At 68.2% G+C, this 14,771-nt stretch carries 13 protein-coding genes; 8 read left to right on the forward strand and 5 right to left on the reverse strand.

Annotated features, from left to right (window positions below; genetic code table 11):
• Positions 1–233: 233 nt before the first annotated feature.
• The 4 genes from MPPM_RS21655 to MPPM_RS21670 all read left to right on the forward strand — a co-directional run bounded on the left by MPPM_RS21655 (position 234) and on the right by MPPM_RS21670 (position 5,103).
• Positions 234–947, forward strand: a complete 714-nt coding sequence (locus MPPM_RS21655) for a tetratricopeptide repeat protein (protein WP_096486817.1) — start codon at positions 234–236, stop codon at positions 945–947.
• Between the two features lie 86 nt (positions 948–1,033).
• On the forward strand, positions 1,034–2,374 hold the full coding sequence (gene der / locus MPPM_RS21660; protein WP_096486818.1) for a ribosome biogenesis GTPase Der: 1,341 nt from the start codon (positions 1,034–1,036) through the stop codon (positions 2,372–2,374).
• A 143-nt stretch (positions 2,375–2,517) separates the two neighbouring features.
• Positions 2,518–4,023 carry a T6SS phospholipase effector Tle1-like catalytic domain-containing protein gene (locus tag MPPM_RS21665; RefSeq protein ID WP_096486819.1) on the forward strand — a complete coding sequence of 502 codons (1,506 nt, stop codon included), beginning with the start codon at positions 2,518–2,520 and terminating at the stop codon, positions 4,021–4,023.
• Positions 4,024–4,188: 165 nt separating this feature from the next.
• Entirely contained in the window at positions 4,189–5,103 is a 915-nt protein-coding gene (locus tag MPPM_RS21670) for a sulfite exporter TauE/SafE family protein (RefSeq protein WP_096486820.1), read from the forward strand.
• Between the two features lie 3 nt (positions 5,104–5,106).
• Here the strand turns inward: MPPM_RS21670 and MPPM_RS21675 are convergent, their stop codons facing one another.
• Complete coding sequence (locus tag MPPM_RS21675; protein WP_096486821.1) at positions 5,107–6,231, reverse strand: carboxylate-amine ligase; 1,125 nt, start codon at positions 6,229–6,231, stop codon at positions 5,107–5,109.
• Positions 6,232–6,466: 235 nt separating this feature from the next.
• Between MPPM_RS21675 and mutM the strand changes: the two genes are divergently transcribed.
• The 4 genes from mutM to MPPM_RS21695 all read left to right on the forward strand — a co-directional run bounded on the left by mutM (position 6,467) and on the right by MPPM_RS21695 (position 9,413).
• Entirely contained in the window at positions 6,467–7,366 is a 900-nt protein-coding gene (mutM, locus tag MPPM_RS21680; protein WP_096486822.1) for a bifunctional DNA-formamidopyrimidine glycosylase/DNA-(apurinic or apyrimidinic site) lyase, read from the forward strand.
• A gap of 219 nt (positions 7,367–7,585) precedes the next feature.
• On the forward strand, positions 7,586–7,801 hold the full coding sequence (locus MPPM_RS21685) for a hypothetical protein (RefSeq protein WP_096486823.1): 216 nt from the start codon (positions 7,586–7,588) through the stop codon (positions 7,799–7,801).
• A gap of 249 nt (positions 7,802–8,050) precedes the next feature.
• Positions 8,051–8,515 carry an Rrf2 family transcriptional regulator gene (locus tag MPPM_RS21690; RefSeq protein WP_096486824.1) on the forward strand — a complete coding sequence of 155 codons (465 nt, stop codon included), beginning with the start codon at positions 8,051–8,053 and terminating at the stop codon, positions 8,513–8,515.
• The gene (locus MPPM_RS21695) at positions 8,505–9,413 is read left to right on the forward strand and encodes an NAD(P)/FAD-dependent oxidoreductase (protein ID WP_096486825.1); all 909 of its coding nucleotides are present in this window, start codon (positions 8,505–8,507) and stop codon (positions 9,411–9,413) included. The genes MPPM_RS21690 and MPPM_RS21695 overlap by 11 nt, the downstream gene beginning before the upstream one ends.
• 365 nt (positions 9,414–9,778) lie before the next feature.
• On the opposite strand, the gene MPPM_RS28150 is transcribed toward MPPM_RS21695, so the two are convergent.
• From MPPM_RS28150 to MPPM_RS21715, 4 genes are all read right to left on the reverse strand, one after another.
• Positions 9,779–10,294 (reverse strand): hypothetical protein, encoded by a 516-nt coding sequence (locus MPPM_RS28150; RefSeq protein ID WP_157914230.1) that lies wholly within the window; start codon positions 10,292–10,294, stop codon positions 9,779–9,781.
• A gap of 222 nt (positions 10,295–10,516) precedes the next feature.
• Complete coding sequence (locus MPPM_RS28155; protein ID WP_162296277.1) at positions 10,517–11,536, reverse strand: ATP-binding protein; 1,020 nt, start codon at positions 11,534–11,536, stop codon at positions 10,517–10,519.
• Positions 11,537–11,628: 92 nt separating this feature from the next.
• Complete coding sequence (locus MPPM_RS21710) at positions 11,629–11,847, reverse strand: hypothetical protein (RefSeq protein ID WP_096486828.1); 219 nt, start codon at positions 11,845–11,847, stop codon at positions 11,629–11,631.
• 527 nt (positions 11,848–12,374) lie between these two features.
• Positions 12,375–14,732 (reverse strand): PAS domain-containing protein, encoded by a 2,358-nt coding sequence (locus tag MPPM_RS21715; protein WP_096487970.1) that lies wholly within the window; start codon positions 14,730–14,732, stop codon positions 12,375–12,377.
• Positions 14,733–14,771: the final 39 nt, after the last annotated feature.

Genomic DNA, 14,771 nt, shown 5'->3' on the forward strand with positions numbered 1-14,771 from the left:
CTCCGCGGGCTCAGGCTTTCGCTCCGCTCGATGCCTTCCGGGGCTCAAGCCCCGAAAAGCCCGCTGCGCGCGGCGCTCTTCGCGCCGCGAAGCCGCTCGAGCGGCTTCGAGCGAAGGCCCTGACAGGTTGAGCTCTCCATTCGCCAAAGCGGGGGCGCTGTGCTAGGCGCCCACGATACGACGACAGGCGAGGCGAGCGCGCTTCCGTGAGGGGCGCCCGGATTTTTTCGAAGATGGCCGAGAACAACGAGTTCATCCGCGAGGTCGACGAGGATTACCGCCGCGACCAGATCGCCAAGATCTGGAAGCGCTACAACGCGCTGATCATCACCGGGGCGATCCTCCTCGTGGCCGGCGTCGGCGGCTACAATTACTGGCGCCACGCCGAGCGCACCCGCGCCGAGGCGGCCTCCGAGCGCTACGACCTCGCCAACCGCCTCGCCAAGGACGGCAAGACCGAGGAGGCGGACCGCGACTTCGCCGCGATCCGGACCGACGGACCGGGGGGCTACGCGCTCCTCGCCCGCTTCCGCCTCGCCGCCGAGACGGCCAAGCGCGACCCGGCCGCCGGGGCGACGGCCTATGACGGGCTGGCCGCCGATACCGGCATCGGCGATTCCCTGCGCGACCTCGCCCGCCTGCGCGCAGCCCTGCTGCGCCTCGACGGGACCGATCCGAACGCGGCCCTGGCCAGCCTCCAGGGGCTGGCCGCGCCGACCAACGCCTTCCGCCACACCGCCCGCGAGATGCTCGGCCTCACCGCGCTCAAGCGCGGCGACATCGAGGGGGCCGGCCGCTGGTTCGACCAGATCAGCGCCGATGCCGAGACGCCCCAGGGCCTGCGCCAGCGGGTCGAGGTCTACGAGGCGCTGGTGGCCGGTGGCCCCGTCACCGTGACGGAGGCCAAGCCCGAGAACGCTGCTCCGCCGCCGCCGATCACCCGCTGACGGCGCGGCCGGAACCGCCTATCTTCTGAAACGGATACCGCGCGGCGGGCCCCTCGCCCGCGCGCCTGACGAGACTGTTGTTTCCCATGGATCTGCCGACCGTCGCGATCGTCGGACGCCCGAATGTCGGCAAGTCGACCCTGTTCAACCGGCTGGTCGGGCGCAAGCTCGCCCTGGTCGACGACCGCCCCGGCGTGACCCGCGACCGCCGCGAGGGCGAGGGCTTCATCGGCGACGTCGCCTTCCGCGTCATCGACACCGCGGGCCTGGAGGAAGCGGACGCCGATTCGCTGCTCGGCCGGATGCGGGCGCAGACCGAGGCCGCGATCCTCGAGGCCGACGCGGTTCTGTTCGTCATCGACGCCCGCGCCGGGGTGCTGCCGGCCGACCGGCCCTTCGCCGAGCTGGTGCGCCGCTCCGGCTGCCCCGTGATCCTCATCGCCAACAAGGCCGAGGGCGGCGCCGGGATGGCGGGCGCCTACGAGGCGTTCTCGCTGGGGCTCGGCGACCCGATTCCCTTCTCCGCCGAGCACGGCGAGGGCCTGGGCTCGCTGCAGGATGCGCTCCGCGAGGTTCTGCCCGAGCCCGACGAGGAGGACGAGGACGAGGAGGGCGGCAAGGGCCTGCGCGTCGCCATCGTCGGGCGGCCGAACGCCGGCAAATCCACCCTCATCAACCGGATGATCGGCGAGGACCGGCTTCTCGTCGGTCCCGAGGCCGGCATCACCCGCGATTCGATCTCCCTCGACTGGGAGTGGCGCGGGCGCCGGATCAAGCTGCACGACACCGCCGGCATGCGACGCCGGGCGCGCATCGACGACAAGCTGGAAAAGCTCGCGGTCTCCGACGGTCTGCGCGCCGTGCGCTTCGCCGAGGTCGTGGTCGTGCTCCTCGACGCGACGATCCCGTTCGAGAAGCAGGATCTCACCATCGTCGATCTCGTCGAGAGCGAGGGCCGCGCCCTGGTGATCGGCCTCAACAAGTGGGATCTCGTCGCCGACCAGCCGGGGCTGCTCAAGAGCCTGCGCGAGGATTGCACCCGTCTGCTGCCCCAGGTGCGCGGCGTCTCCGTGGTGCCGCTCTCGGGGCTCGCCGGCGATGGCATCGACCGGCTGATGCAGGCGGTGGTCGACGCCTCCGAGGTCTGGAGCCGGCGCGTCTCGACGGCACGGATCAATGCGTGGCTCACCGACGCTCTCCAGCGCAACCCGCCGCCGGCCGTCTCGGGCCGGCGCATCAAGATCCGCTACGCGACGCAGGTGAAGAGCCGTCCGCCGCACTTCGCCCTGTTCGGCAACCAGCTCGACGCCCTGCCGAAATCCTACACCCGCTACCTCGTCAACGGCCTGCGCGAGGCCTTCGACCTGCCCGGCACGCCGATCCGGCTGTCCCTGCGCACGTCCAAGAATCCGTTCGACAAGGGCTGACGGCCGCGACCGGACGGCTCCGGCGGCGAGACTCGCCGTTCCCGGAGCCGGCCTCGGCATTCCACCGCTGAACGAGACATTGTCCTTGTAACCTCAAGCTGCGATCTTCAGAGTTCGGCCAGTCACGCCGGAGGAGCGCAGCGATGACTGCAAGGCCGCATCGTCGTCTCGTCCTGTTCCTGGACGGGACGTGGAACAAGGACGATGCGGATCATCCGCCCACGAACATCGTGCGGATGCGTGAAATCTTGAAGATCGGCGTCGACGAGGCGCTCGCCCAAGCACCGCCGAGACCATCCGCCACCAGCGGCTCCTCCGCCACCGGATCCTTCATCGTGGAGGACGGCCGGCTCGTCGAATACGTCGTCTATTACGATCGCGGCGTCGGCACCGGAGCTTGGCTCGATCCGATCAAGGGCGGTGTGTTCGGGCGGGGTCTCGGCCGCAACATCCGGCAGGCCTACCGTTTTCTCAGCGAGCACTATGCCGAGGGCGACGAGATCTACGTCTTCGGCTTTTCCCGCGGCGCCTTCACCGCCCGCAGCCTCGTGGGCTACCTCTACGCGATCGGACTCCTGAAGCCGCGCTCCTGCACCCCGGAGAACGAGCGCCGCGCCTGGCGCCATTACCGGCGCAAGCCCCAGGACCGCTACTGTGCCGAGTGGTTTGCCTTTGAACCCTTCGTCTTCGACCGCAAGGCGCTCCGGATCGCCTGCCTCGGCGTCTTCGATACCGTCGGCGCGCTGGGCGTGCCGCTCAGCCCCTTCCGGATCGCGAATGCGGAGCGCTACGCCTTCCACAACACCGAACTGTCCTCGATCGTCGATGTCAGCCTGCACGCCGTGGCCATCGACGAGTGCCGCCGCCCCTTCGAGGCCGCCCTCTGGCAACGGCCCAAATTCAAGCGCGACGAGCGGGCCAGGGTCGAGCAGGTCTGGTTTCCCGGCGCCCACGCCGATATCGGCGGCGGCTACGCCGACTGGACCCGCGACGATCCCTCGCGGACCGGCCGGGCGGAACTCGCCCTCGCCTGGATGATCGCCCGCGTGAACGCGCTGACGCCGGGGCTCCATTTCGCCCGCTTCGAGGAGGCCGGCCGCCAGCCCTTGCGGATCGATCTGCCCGCGGCGGTCGGGGCGATGATCCACCGGCCCTGGCACAGCATCACCCGCTTCCGGCGGGCGGCCCGCTCCATCAACCAGATCCCGCCGCTGCCTCAGAGGGGCATGCGGGCGGTCGGAGCAATGCCGCATGCCGATCCGATCCACGAGGCGGTGCATATCGGCGCCCTGGCGCTGCTGGCGCGTCCGGGCGGCGTTCCCTACGAGGGCGATACGGGAGCGACGCCGTACCGGCCCGTCAACCTCGTCGCCGCGCTGCCGGCCATCGCCGCGACCTACCGCGCGGCCGACGCCGCCCTCTGGCAGGCCTGGGCGCCCTTCGTCCGCCGGCTGCCGGACGGCACCGTCTCCGAGCCGGAACTCTGCGTCGTCGATTGGGACGGAACGCGCATCGCCCCCAGCCGGACCGCCGGCGATCCCGGCGGTCTCTCCGTGCTGAGACTGCTGCCGGCGAAGCCGGAAGCGCTCGGCCTTCCGCACCATGGGACGCCGCCGAAGGGGAGGACGGTCGTCACGGCGGCCTGCTGATCCCGCTGCTGCGGTTTTCGTACCGAGCGGGAAGGACGTTCTCACGCAGGCGAGCGGCGGAGAATTTTCGCTTCCCTGCGCGTTGAACTTTGGAAAACCCGACGCCTTGCCTGCCCCGGCCGAGTCCTTAGCTTGTCGGCTCCCTCTCGCATGGATCGTTTTCCGATGGCCGGATCGTCCTCCGCCGCCGCGCGGCCGGCGAAGCTCGGCGAGCCGCGCACCCTCGCCCTCCTGGGGGGCGCCGCTCTTGCCGCCCTCGCCGTGATCGCGACGCTTCTGGCTCTGCTCGTCCACGGGGCGGGCGGGGGCGCCGTCCAGACGGTGAGCGAGGGGCTGACGAGCCGCGGCTTCTGGACCGCCGTCGCGGTCGGGCTCGCCGCGCAGACCGTCGACGGCGCCCTCGGCATGGCCTACGGCATCACCTCGACCACCTTCCTGCTCTCCACCGGGGTGCCGCCGGCCGCGGCCTCGGCCTCGGTGCACGTGGCCGAGATCTTCACCACTGCCTTCTCCGGCCTCTCGCACTGGCGGCTCGGCAACGTGAACGGCGCCTTGTTCCGGCGCCTGCTGATCCCCGGCGTGATCGGCGCGGTGGCGGGCGCCACGCTCCTCACCTCGGTCGACGGCGAGGTGATCAAGCCGTTCGTCTCGGTCTACCTGCTCGGGATGGGGCTCTACGTCCTGTCGAAGGCGTTCCGCACCCTGAAGACCCGCCGCGACCCGCCCCGCGCCGTGGTGCCGCTGGCGCTTGGCGGCGGCTTCGTCGACGCGGTCGGCGGCGGCGGGTGGGGGCCGGTGGTGACGACGACGCTGGTCGGCGGCGGGCAGGATCCGCGCACCTCGATCGGCACGGTCAACGCGGCGGAGTTCTTCGTCGCGCTGGCGAGCGGCCTCTCCTTCACCCTGCTCGGCGGGCTGACCCACTGGACCACCATCGCCGGCCTCATCGTCGGCGGCCTGTTCGCCGCGCCGATCGCCGCGCTGCTGGTGCGGGTGATCCCGGCACGGGCGCTGATGGCCGTGGTGGGGCTGCTGATCGCGAGCTTGAGCCTCGTGAGCCTCGCCGGGCTGTTCGGGTAGGCCTCACCCCGCCCGCGTCGTCTCGGCGAGCCAGTCCACCACCGCGTCGAGGGCCTGACGGTTGCTGGTGTCGCCGCCGCGGGTGGCCTCGAAGGCGGCGATCTGCCGGTCGGCGCTGGTGCCCTCGCGCAGGATGCGGCGGGCATCGGCGACCTCTTCGGTGCAGCCGAGCGCCTCCGCATCCTCCGCGATCAGCGAGAGCAGCGTGTCGAGGGCGGCGTCGAAGGGAAAGGCCTGCTCGGAGGCCTCGTCGATCAGCTCGGCCTCGATGCCGCTGCGCTGGGCCCGCCACAGATTCTCCGCCGCGATCGCCCGCGAGACGCCGGTCAAGCCCGCATTGATGTCGGGCCGGCGCTCCACCAGCCGCACGAGGCAGCGGAACAGGGCCGCCACCACGATGGCGTCGGCGAGCCGGGTGCAGGAATCGGCGATGCGCAGTTCGAGCGTCGGGAACTTGACCGAGGGGCGCAGGGACCACCACAGGAAGCTCGCATCCTGGATCGAGCCGGCATTGGTCATGATTCGCACGTAGCGCTCGTACGCGGCCGCGTCGCCCATCAGGTCGGGCAGGCCGGTGCGCGGCAATTCGCCGAAGGCGCTGAGGCGGTAGGCGGAGAGCCCCGTCGGCTTGCCCTGCCAGAACGGCGAGGAGGCGGAGAGGGCGAACAGCAGCGGCTGGAACGGCAGCAGCCGGTCCATCAGGGCCACGCGCCGGTCGGGATCGGAGACCTCGACATGGACGTGCATGCCGCAGATCAGGCTGCGCCGCCCGGCGAGGCCCACGTCGCGCAGGATGCCGCGGTAGCGGTCGCCCTTGGTCGGCAATTGCCGCGCCCAGTCGGCGATGGGGTGGGTGCCGGCGGCGAAGACGAGAAGCCCGTGCTCGCGCCCGAGCTCCGCCAGCGCCTGGCGCTGCCGCAGCAGCGCCTCGCGGGCGGCGGCGAAGGCGATCGAGGGCGGGGTGCAGACCTCGACCTGGCATTGCAGCAGCTCGCGCCCGATCTCCGGCAGCCGCTCCCCGGCCGCTTGGTGGAACGGCTTGACCGAGCGGCGCGGCGTGCCGCGGGTCTCGGCATCGGCGAGGAAATACTCTTCCTCGATCCCGAACCGGTAGGGATGGGCGCTCATGCCGTACTGACTCCGACGACCGGCCGGTGCGCTCTCTCACCGAAGGGGAGACCGGTCCGGCGAGGGGAGCGCAGCGTGAAGGACCTTGGCCGGGAGCAAGCCGTTTGCGGGCTCAAGGGTTCCAGGGCGACTGCTCGGCGGGAAGCGCGACACCGTGGACGCACGGCGCCGCTCGCGCCGGGGGCGGGGAGGGCGCTACAGCGTTCCTCTCATCCGCTGCTCTCCTCTCGCGACCATGCCCGAACTGCCCGAAGTCGAGACCGTGCGCCGGGGCCTCGCCCCCGCGATGGTCGGCGCGCGCTTCGCCCGCGTCACCCTGCGCCGGCCGAACCTGCGCTTCCCCTTCCCCGACCGCTTCGCCGAGCGGCTCGAGGGCAAGACCGTGCTCGACCTCGCGCGCCGGGCCAAGTACCTGACGGCGCCTCTCGATTCCGGCGAGAGCCTGATCCTGCATCTCGGCATGAGCGGGCGCTTCGACGTGCGGATGCCCGACGGCTCGAACCTCTCCCCGGGCGACTTCTACCTCGAAGGGGCGCTGGGCCAGCCCAAGCACGACCACGTGGTGATGGCTTTTGCCAACGGTGCCACCGTCACCTACAACGACACCCGGCGCTTCGGCTTCATGGACCTCGTGGCGACGCGCGACCTCGAGACCTGCCGGCACTTTGCCGGGATGGGCGTCGAACCGCTCTCCGACGCCTTCGACGAGGCGGTGCTCGCGCGCCTGTTCGCGAAGAAGATCACGCCGCTGAAGGCCGCGCTCCTCGACCAGCGCCTGATCGCGGGCCTGGGCAACATCTATGTCTGCGAGGCGCTGCACCGCTCCGGCCTCCACCCGGTCCTGCCGGCGGGGGCGCTGGCCAAGCCCGACGGCACCCCGACGCCGAAGGCCAGGAAACTCGTCAAGGAGATCAAGGCGGTGCTGACCGAGGCGGTGGCGGCCGGCGGCTCGACCCTGCGCGACTACGCCCGGCCGGACGGGGAGCGCGGCGCCTTCCAGCACGGGTTCCGCGTCTACGATCGGGTGGGCCATGCCTGCCCGACCAAGGGCTGCACCGGGCGAATCGGCCGGATCGTGCAGGGCGGACGTTCGACCTTCTTCTGCGAGACATGCCAAGTCCTGCCGGCCCGGTAAGGTCTGCACGGCGGGATCAGCGCTTTCATCCCGCCTGTTTTGTTCGAAAAATCTTCGGTCTTTCCACGTTCTTCAGGCCGCGCGTCGCGGGAATGTTGAACGGTTCGGGGCCGCGATGCGTTCTCAGCTTTGCCACAACACGGCAAAGCCCGTTTCCGCTCTTCCGACGCCGTCCGTCCGCGGCGGCGCCGGACGGGTCCAACGACACGGAGGAAAACCATGCGCGCCATCAAGCTCATTCCCGTCCTCGGCCTCGTCGCCCTCGGCCTCGCCGCTTGCAAGGACGAGAAGAAGGACACGACCGGCACGACCACGCCTCCGGCCAACACCACGACCACCGCCCCGGCGACGCCGCCCGCAACGCCGCCGGCCGCCGGCCAGACCACGGCCCCGACCAACCCGCCCGCGGCGAACAAGCCGGCCGGTCAGCCGTAACGATCTAGAGCGCATTCCGACGAAGTGGTCACCGGTTCGTCGAAAGAAGGCGCGCCAAAACAATGAGCTAGAGACGTCGGCCTGATGCAATCAGGTCGGATACGGCTCTAGGAGACTCTCGGGTCTGCCCGGCCGATGGCCGGCTGGCTCGGACAGGGGAAGGCTCGCCGGGAGGCGGGCCTTCTTGCGTTTCGGACACACCGCTCCGCGCGCTTGACAGGCGCCCTATCATGAAACATGTGAAGTTACATGAGACGCGACAGCAAGCTTTCGGGTATCCTCCACGTCCTCCTGCACATGGCGGAGATCGAGGGGCCGGTGACGTCCGAGTTCCTGGCCGGCATGATGCAGACCAACCCCGTCGTAGTCCGGCGCATCATGGCGGGGCTGCGAGACCGGGGCTACGTCCGCTCCGAGAAGGGGCATGGCGGCGGCTGGCGGATCGCCTGCGATCTCCAGGCTGTCACCCTGCGCGACATCTACGAGGCGCTCGGTGCGCCCGAGATCTTCGCCATGGGCAACCGGAGCGAGGCGCCCGGCTGCCTCGTCGAACAGGCGGTCAATGCCGCGATGGACGCGAGCTTCCGCGAGGCGGAGGCGCTGCTGATGGCGCAGCTCGGCCGGATCACCCTCGCCGCGCTGAGCGCCGACTTCCATGCCCGCCTCGCCGCGCGGGGCGGCGACGTCAACCCGGAGACTGCCCATGCGGTCTGATGCGATCATCGTCGGCGGCAGCTTCGCCGGCCTGTCCGCGGCGCTCTACATCGCCCGCGCCCGCCGCAGGGTCTGCATCATCGATGCCGGCGCCCCCCGCAACCGGTTCGCCGACGCCTCGCACGGCTTCTTCGCGCAGGATGGCGAGAACCCGCTGACGATGATCGCCACCGCCCGCGCGCAGCTCGCGGGCTATCCGAACGCCAGCTTCGTCGCGGGGGAGGCGGTGTCGGCGCGGGCCGCAGGCGACGGCTTCGCCGTCTCGCTCGCAGACGGTCAACGGCTCGAAGCCTCGAAACTCGTCCTCGCCTTCGGCATCAGCGACATCCTGCCGGACCTCCCCGGGCTGGCCGAGCGCTGGGGCGCGAGCGTGCTGCACTGCCCCTATTGCCACGGCTTCGAGTTTGCCGGGCGCGTCCTCGGCGTGCTGTTCGCCGGCCCCAAATCGCTCCATCAGGCGGAGCTGATCGCGGAATGGGGGCCGACCACGCTCTTCCTGAACGGGCATCCGGCGCCCGACGCGGAGGCCCGCGCGCGGCTCGCCGCCCGCACGACCGGGATCGAGCCCGGCCCCGTCCAGGCCCTCTTGGGCGAGGGGCGCGCCCTGTCGGCGCTTGCCATCGCGGATGGCCGAACGATCCCGCTGGAGGCGCTCTTCGTCGGCCCGCGCTACCGCCTGAACAGCCCCCTCGCGGAGCAGCTCGGCTGCGCCGTGGACGAGGGGATGCTCGGGCCGACGATCCGCACCGACGCGATGAAGGAGACGACGGTTCCCGGCGTCTACGCGGCGGGCGACGCGGCGCGGTTCCCGCACAGCGTGGCCTGGGCGTCGGCCGACGGCGTGACAGCCGGTGTTTCCCTGCACCAGACGCTGGTGTTTCCGCGCCTGGCCGCGTGAGGGGCGATGGGACCGCGGCGCAAGGTTAAGCGCGATCAGCTTGACTGTGTGACTGATTGCTGAAGGTGGGAAGTGGGCTCTTACCTTTTGCTCGAACACAAATGGTCGGTTTCGACCCATGTCAACGCCGCGAACAGTCGTGACGGTTGTCCAAAAGCGGTCACATGGCAGCCGCCCGACAAATTCGGATCCTCGCGATTAGCGGAAATGATGTCGTCTCGGATCACGCTCTGGCGCTGTCCCGACAGCCAGTGATAGCCGCCGGTCCAGTGTCCCTCGCGCCGCTAGGTTATCTCATAGCCCTTGCTAGTCGCTCTGGAAGGGTACCGACGCCGGACACCAACAAGCGTTGCCTTCTGGCCGTATTAGGACCGCCCCCAAATTGGATTTTCGTCGTCTGAGAGGCCGCCATCATCGCCTTGTCGATTCGGTCGAAATTGACGGCCCATACTACGACGCGCACTTTGGATAGAATCGTAGAAGTCGTCTGCGGCAAGGCTTAGGCTCTCTGGCGCCAGAGCGTGTCGCACGGCATCGGCATCCCATTCCTTGTTCAGCTGCTTCGCGAGCGCAAATACCACTGCGCGTCCGACCCGAAGGACCATACTCTTCTCAGCCTGGCGAAGAGCTGCCTCACGCATACTATCGAGATCTGCGACCGTCGCGTAGTGCAGTTCGAGTGCTTCGCGCATCTCTCCGATCGATGGGTAGAGCATGTTGAGAAAGAGCTGACCGTTATCGTAATAGCGTGCTGCGCGGCCTCGCAGCTGCTTGTCGTCAATGTCCTCGGTAGTGCGGAGGAGAACTATCTCGGGAGCACGCTCGCGATCCTTCCAAAGATCCGCGGCTTTGGCACCCTGCGGCGCAAGGCTCAGGTCCACATGCTTTGTGTTGGGTTTAGACCCAGTAGTAGCGGCGCCCTCTCCTTCTCTCGTCGGCTGAGTGCCGACGCCTGGAGATGCATCCACCAAGCGGATCCCGGTAGGGGTCGGTCGCGGCGCAATGCGCCGGACTCGAAGATCATCGAGAAGCTTCTGTAGTTCGTCCCTGATATCGTCGCTGGAAGTACTCTCTGGAGCGAATGACCTTATAATGTCTATTAACTACTGTGGGCGATGTTGGGCGACAATATCACCAAAATGTACCGCTTGAACGACGTCCTGCTCTCCTGAACGATAGCGAAGAAACTGTCTATACGCTTCCGGAAGAACGGCTGCGTTGTCCGGCAGCTCGATATGCACGGAGATGTGCTTCGAGCCAAATGGAATGCCGAAAAGAGGTGCATTGATTGACCAAGCGCGTCCGGTCTTCACGTCGTAGAGCTCATCTTTGTAAACGATTCCGGCAAGGCTCAGCGCCGACTGGATTGCACCGCTAACTGAACGGTTATGACTGGGAGCCTTGTCGTATGGGGGGTCATAGAAATAGTGGATCTTGATCCCATCGACTGTTTCCGCTGTTTCGGTTCGCTCAAAGGCGCCGTTCGCGGCCCTGCGTGGAAGCGGTTCGAATACCCTTACGCCGGGACCGAGCTTGTGCGTGCCGGATTGAAGTTCGACACGGACCCCATCTGGAACGCGATAGAAGCGGTGATACAGGTAGGTTGCGAGCCACTGAGCATCGACAACAGGGTCACCATTGTACGGTGCGCGCGCCGTCTCCTGCTCGACGTTGTTTCCGAGAAGTCGAACCTCAGTCCAATCATAGGAAAGATCATAGCCTTCGTCGCGGGCGAGTTTGGTAACGTCGATAATTTCCGAGAAACTTCCGTCTTCCAGTTGGCGCCTTAGTCGGCCATACCGACCCTCCCGTTGGCAAAGGATGACCTCGTTAACGCAGCCAGCCTTGCAGGATCGATAAATCATTCCGTGCTTGTTAGAGGGAAGCGACGCGACCTTGGCGCCCATTCCGAAATTTCCTTCAAGCCCCTTCTCCTTGCGGATCGACGACGCCAGATCGCACATGCGGTAAAGTTCATCGGCGTCCATGCCTGGACCCGTATTCCAGATAGCGAGCTTAGGTGTGTCGCCCGACTTGACCGTGCGAAAGGTCACTCGGCGATGGCCGTCTGGTGCAAGCGATGCAGCCTCCAGCGCGTTTTTGGTCAATTCTCGGATCATCATGGTGCGGGGACACCGCTCGATCGTCGATGCGACTAGGAAGTCGGTGTCGTCAATTTGTATCGGCGTGATGCTAGCTGATCTCATTGTGGATCCTAGAGTTTGAAGCCTGATTTGCGGGCTCGCGGCTCTTCGAACCGTGTTTCGACTTCGGCCACTGCATCACGCAAAGCACGGGTGATTTTTTTTACTTCGGTATCCTCATATTCATAGACTTGGCGGTTCGACAGGTTTCCGATGCGCGCGATCGCGTCGAGTGCCTTCGTCGTCCGGGCTTCCGCTAATTCGCGAAATTTTTCTCGTTTTTGAGACACTGACGGGCGCTCCTTGACTCACTTTCTGCGAAAATTCTGCGCATAAGTGGCCACAGAAGGAGCGTATTTGCAACGCTCGCCGACATGAAAATGGTTGAAGTTTGTCTGAGGCATGGTGCGCTAAAATTCGGTGGTCATTTGTCGCGGAACATATCAGGCCGGCTTGGCTGCTGGCGGCGCTGGTACCGCTGCAATGTGGCTGCCTCGCTGCTCTTGTTGACGAAGCTGTCTCAAAGCGTGTGGAGCGCGCTCGTCAAAAATTGCATGTTCGGCGTAGAAGATAATTTGTCGAAAACTTTTTGCAGCGAAGCTCGGCAATCATTGGTGCAATTTGGATGATCAAATAGATACAGGACCAATTGCAAGGCTACAGATTTTGCATTAATATTTGCCGAATCAGAAATTTTTTAGAAATGCGAGCTTCGGTCCTAAGTCTCTGCCCGATCATCCCCTGGAAGCGGACCTCTCCTGAGTCTGCAACTGGTCACAAGCAGCCCGGCCCATTGTCAAGCCGATCGAGCCTGACCTCAGTTCGGCATCGCGTCCCGCATCCCCCGCCGCCCCGTCATCTCCTTCAGCACCCGCCCCAGCTCCTGCGCCGAATACGGCTTGCGCAGCAATTCGAAGCCGTGCGCGTCGTCCTGCGCCAGGACGTGGCTGTAGCCGGAGGTGAGCACCACCGGCAGGTCCGGCAGGCGCTCGCGCAGGAGGCGGGCGAGCGCGATGCCGCCCATGCCGGGCATCACGACGTCGGAAAAGACCGCGTCGAAGGGGGGCTCGGCCCGCTCCAGCGCAGCCAGGGCGGCCTCGGCGTTCTCGGCCCAGACCGGCTGGTGGCCGAGTTCCTCCAGGATCTGGGTGCAGAAGCGGCCGACCTCGACATTGTCCTCGACCACGAGGATGCGCAGATGCGACTCGGTGCCCGCCGCCTCGCCCGGTCCGGTAGGGGCGGGAGCCGGAGGCGGCGCGGCGACCTCGGGCAGGTAGAGGGTGAAGGTGGTGCCCTCGCCCGCGCGGCTCCGCACGTCCACGTCTCCGCCCGACTGCTTGGCGAAGCCGATCACCTGGGACAGGCCGAGCCCGGTGCCCCGGCCGACCTCCTTGGTGGTGAAGAACGGCTCGAAGATGCGGATCAGGTCGGCGCTGGCGATGCCGGTGCCGGTGTCCACGACCGAGACCGCGACGAAGGGCCCGGCCGCGCCGGCATGGCCGCGGATCGGCGGCATCGGTGCGCCGCCGTCGAGGCGCAGCGTCAGGCGGCCCTCGCCGTCCATGGCGTCGCGGGCGTTCACCGCCATGTTGACGAGCGCCGTCTCGAACTGGCTCGCATCGGCGCGCACGTAGCAGGGTGTGCCGGGCAGGTCCGTGACGACGCGGATGCGTGCGCCGGTCACCGAGTCGAGCATCTCCGAGATGCTGCGCAGCCGCTCGCCCACGTCGAAGGTCTCGGGCTTGAGCGCCTGCCGCCGGGCGAAGGCCAGGAGCTGGCCCGTCAGCTTGGCGGCGCGGTCCACGGTGTCGGAGACGGCGTCGAGGTAGCGCGCCTTGCGCTCGGGCGCGAGGTCGGGCCGTCGCAGGAACTCCACCGAGGAGCGGATGATGGTGAGCAGGTTGTTGAAGTCGTGGGCGACGCCCCCGGTGAGCTGGCCCACCGCCTCCAGCTTCTGCGACTGGCGCAGGGCATCCTCCGCCTGGCGCTGCTCGGTGATGTCGCGGCCGAAGCCGTAGAGCAGGCCGTCGGCGGGTACGATGGTCCAGAGCACCCGGCGGGTGCCGCCGTCCCGGGTCAGGCAGGTCAGTTCGAGGTCGGTCGAGTCGCCGGAAGCGAGCCGCTCCAGCGCCGCCTCGGCCGCCGCGCGCTCCTCGGGGGCGAAGAAGTCGGGCACGCAGCGGCCGACCGTCTCGGCCGGCGCCCAGCCCAGGGTGCGGCTCCACGACGGGTTCACCGCGCCGATCCGCCCGTCGGGAGAGGCCACGACCTTGAGCACCGGCGAGAGCGTCCAGACGCGGTCGCGGTCGCGCCGTTGCGCCACCACCTCCGCCTCCAAGTCGGCGGTCTTGGAATGGAGCAGGTGCTCCACGCGGCGGCGCGCGGTGATGTCCTGGAACAGCACCGCGACCTGCCGGCGTGACGGCGGCTCGATGCGGAAGGCGGCGAGTTCCAGGTAGCGCCCGGTGGCGACCAGCTCGCGCTGGAAGCGGATCGGCCGGCCGGTGCGCAGGACGTCGCCGTAGAGCGCGAGCCAGCCCTCGGCCTCGTCGCCGACGATCTCGCGCAGGCGTTTTCCCGCGACGTTCTCGATGCCGGCATGCTGGGCGTAGGCGCGGTTGGCGGTGACGTGGACGTAGTCGCTGAGCGGCCCGTGCGGGCCGTCGATGAACTCGATGACGCAGTAGCCCTCGTCCATCTGCTCGAACAGCGTGCGGTAGTGCTGCTCGCTCTCGGCCAGCGCCGTGCGCTGGGCCCGCTGCTCGGTGACGTCCCGGGTCACGCCCGCGAGCCGCAGGACCGCGCCGTCCGCACCGCGCTCGACTTCGAGGGTGCGGGCGATCCAGCGCGGCGCGCCGGTCTCGGGATCGCGGACGCGGTAGACCGCCTCTTCGGCCGGCGCCGCGCCCGAGGGCACCGCCGCCGGGTCCTCCGGCCCGAGCCGCTCGATCAGCGCGGCGAGGGGATAGGCCTCGCGCACCGCCAGGCCGTGCAGGCGGCAGAAGGCGGGGCTCGGATGCAGGATGCCCGTGCGCAGGTCGAGGGTGAACACACCGATCCCGGCGGCGTCCTGCGCCCGGGCGAGGGCATCCTGCGCTGTGCGCAACGGCTCCGCGACCCGGACACGCGCCGGTTCGACGTTCGGCTCGCTGATGGTGGGGAGGCTCTCTGTGATGCTCACGCTGCCACGTGTAGCACGCCGCCGGGCGGCACA

This window comes from Methylorubrum populi, assembly GCF_002355515.1.
Classification (GTDB): domain Bacteria; phylum Pseudomonadota; class Alphaproteobacteria; order Rhizobiales; family Beijerinckiaceae; genus Methylobacterium; species Methylobacterium populi_A.

What these genes read in the sequence shown, in the direction of transcription:
- MPPM_RS21675 (WP_096486821.1), bottom strand. Translation starts at nt 6,231, where the DNA reads ATGAGCGCCCATCCCTACCGGTTCGGGATCGAGGAAGAGTATTTCCTC.
- MPPM_RS28155 (WP_162296277.1), bottom strand. Translation starts at nt 11,536, where the DNA reads ATGATGATCCGAGAATTGACCAAAAACGCGCTGGAGGCTGCATCGCTT.
- MPPM_RS21685 (WP_096486823.1), top strand. Translation starts at nt 7,586, where the DNA reads ATGCGCGCCATCAAGCTCATTCCCGTCCTCGGCCTCGTCGCCCTCGGC.
- MPPM_RS21670 (WP_096486820.1), top strand. Translation starts at nt 4,189, where the DNA reads ATGGCCGGATCGTCCTCCGCCGCCGCGCGGCCGGCGAAGCTCGGCGAG.
- mutM (WP_096486822.1), top strand. Translation starts at nt 6,467, where the DNA reads ATGCCCGAACTGCCCGAAGTCGAGACCGTGCGCCGGGGCCTCGCCCCC.
- MPPM_RS21655 (WP_096486817.1), top strand. Translation starts at nt 234, where the DNA reads ATGGCCGAGAACAACGAGTTCATCCGCGAGGTCGACGAGGATTACCGC.
- der (WP_096486818.1), top strand. Translation starts at nt 1,034, where the DNA reads ATGGATCTGCCGACCGTCGCGATCGTCGGACGCCCGAATGTCGGCAAG.
- MPPM_RS21695 (WP_096486825.1), top strand. Translation starts at nt 8,505, where the DNA reads ATGCGGTCTGATGCGATCATCGTCGGCGGCAGCTTCGCCGGCCTGTCC.
- MPPM_RS21665 (WP_096486819.1), top strand. Translation starts at nt 2,518, where the DNA reads ATGACTGCAAGGCCGCATCGTCGTCTCGTCCTGTTCCTGGACGGGACG.
- MPPM_RS21690 (WP_096486824.1), top strand. Translation starts at nt 8,051, where the DNA reads ATGAGACGCGACAGCAAGCTTTCGGGTATCCTCCACGTCCTCCTGCAC.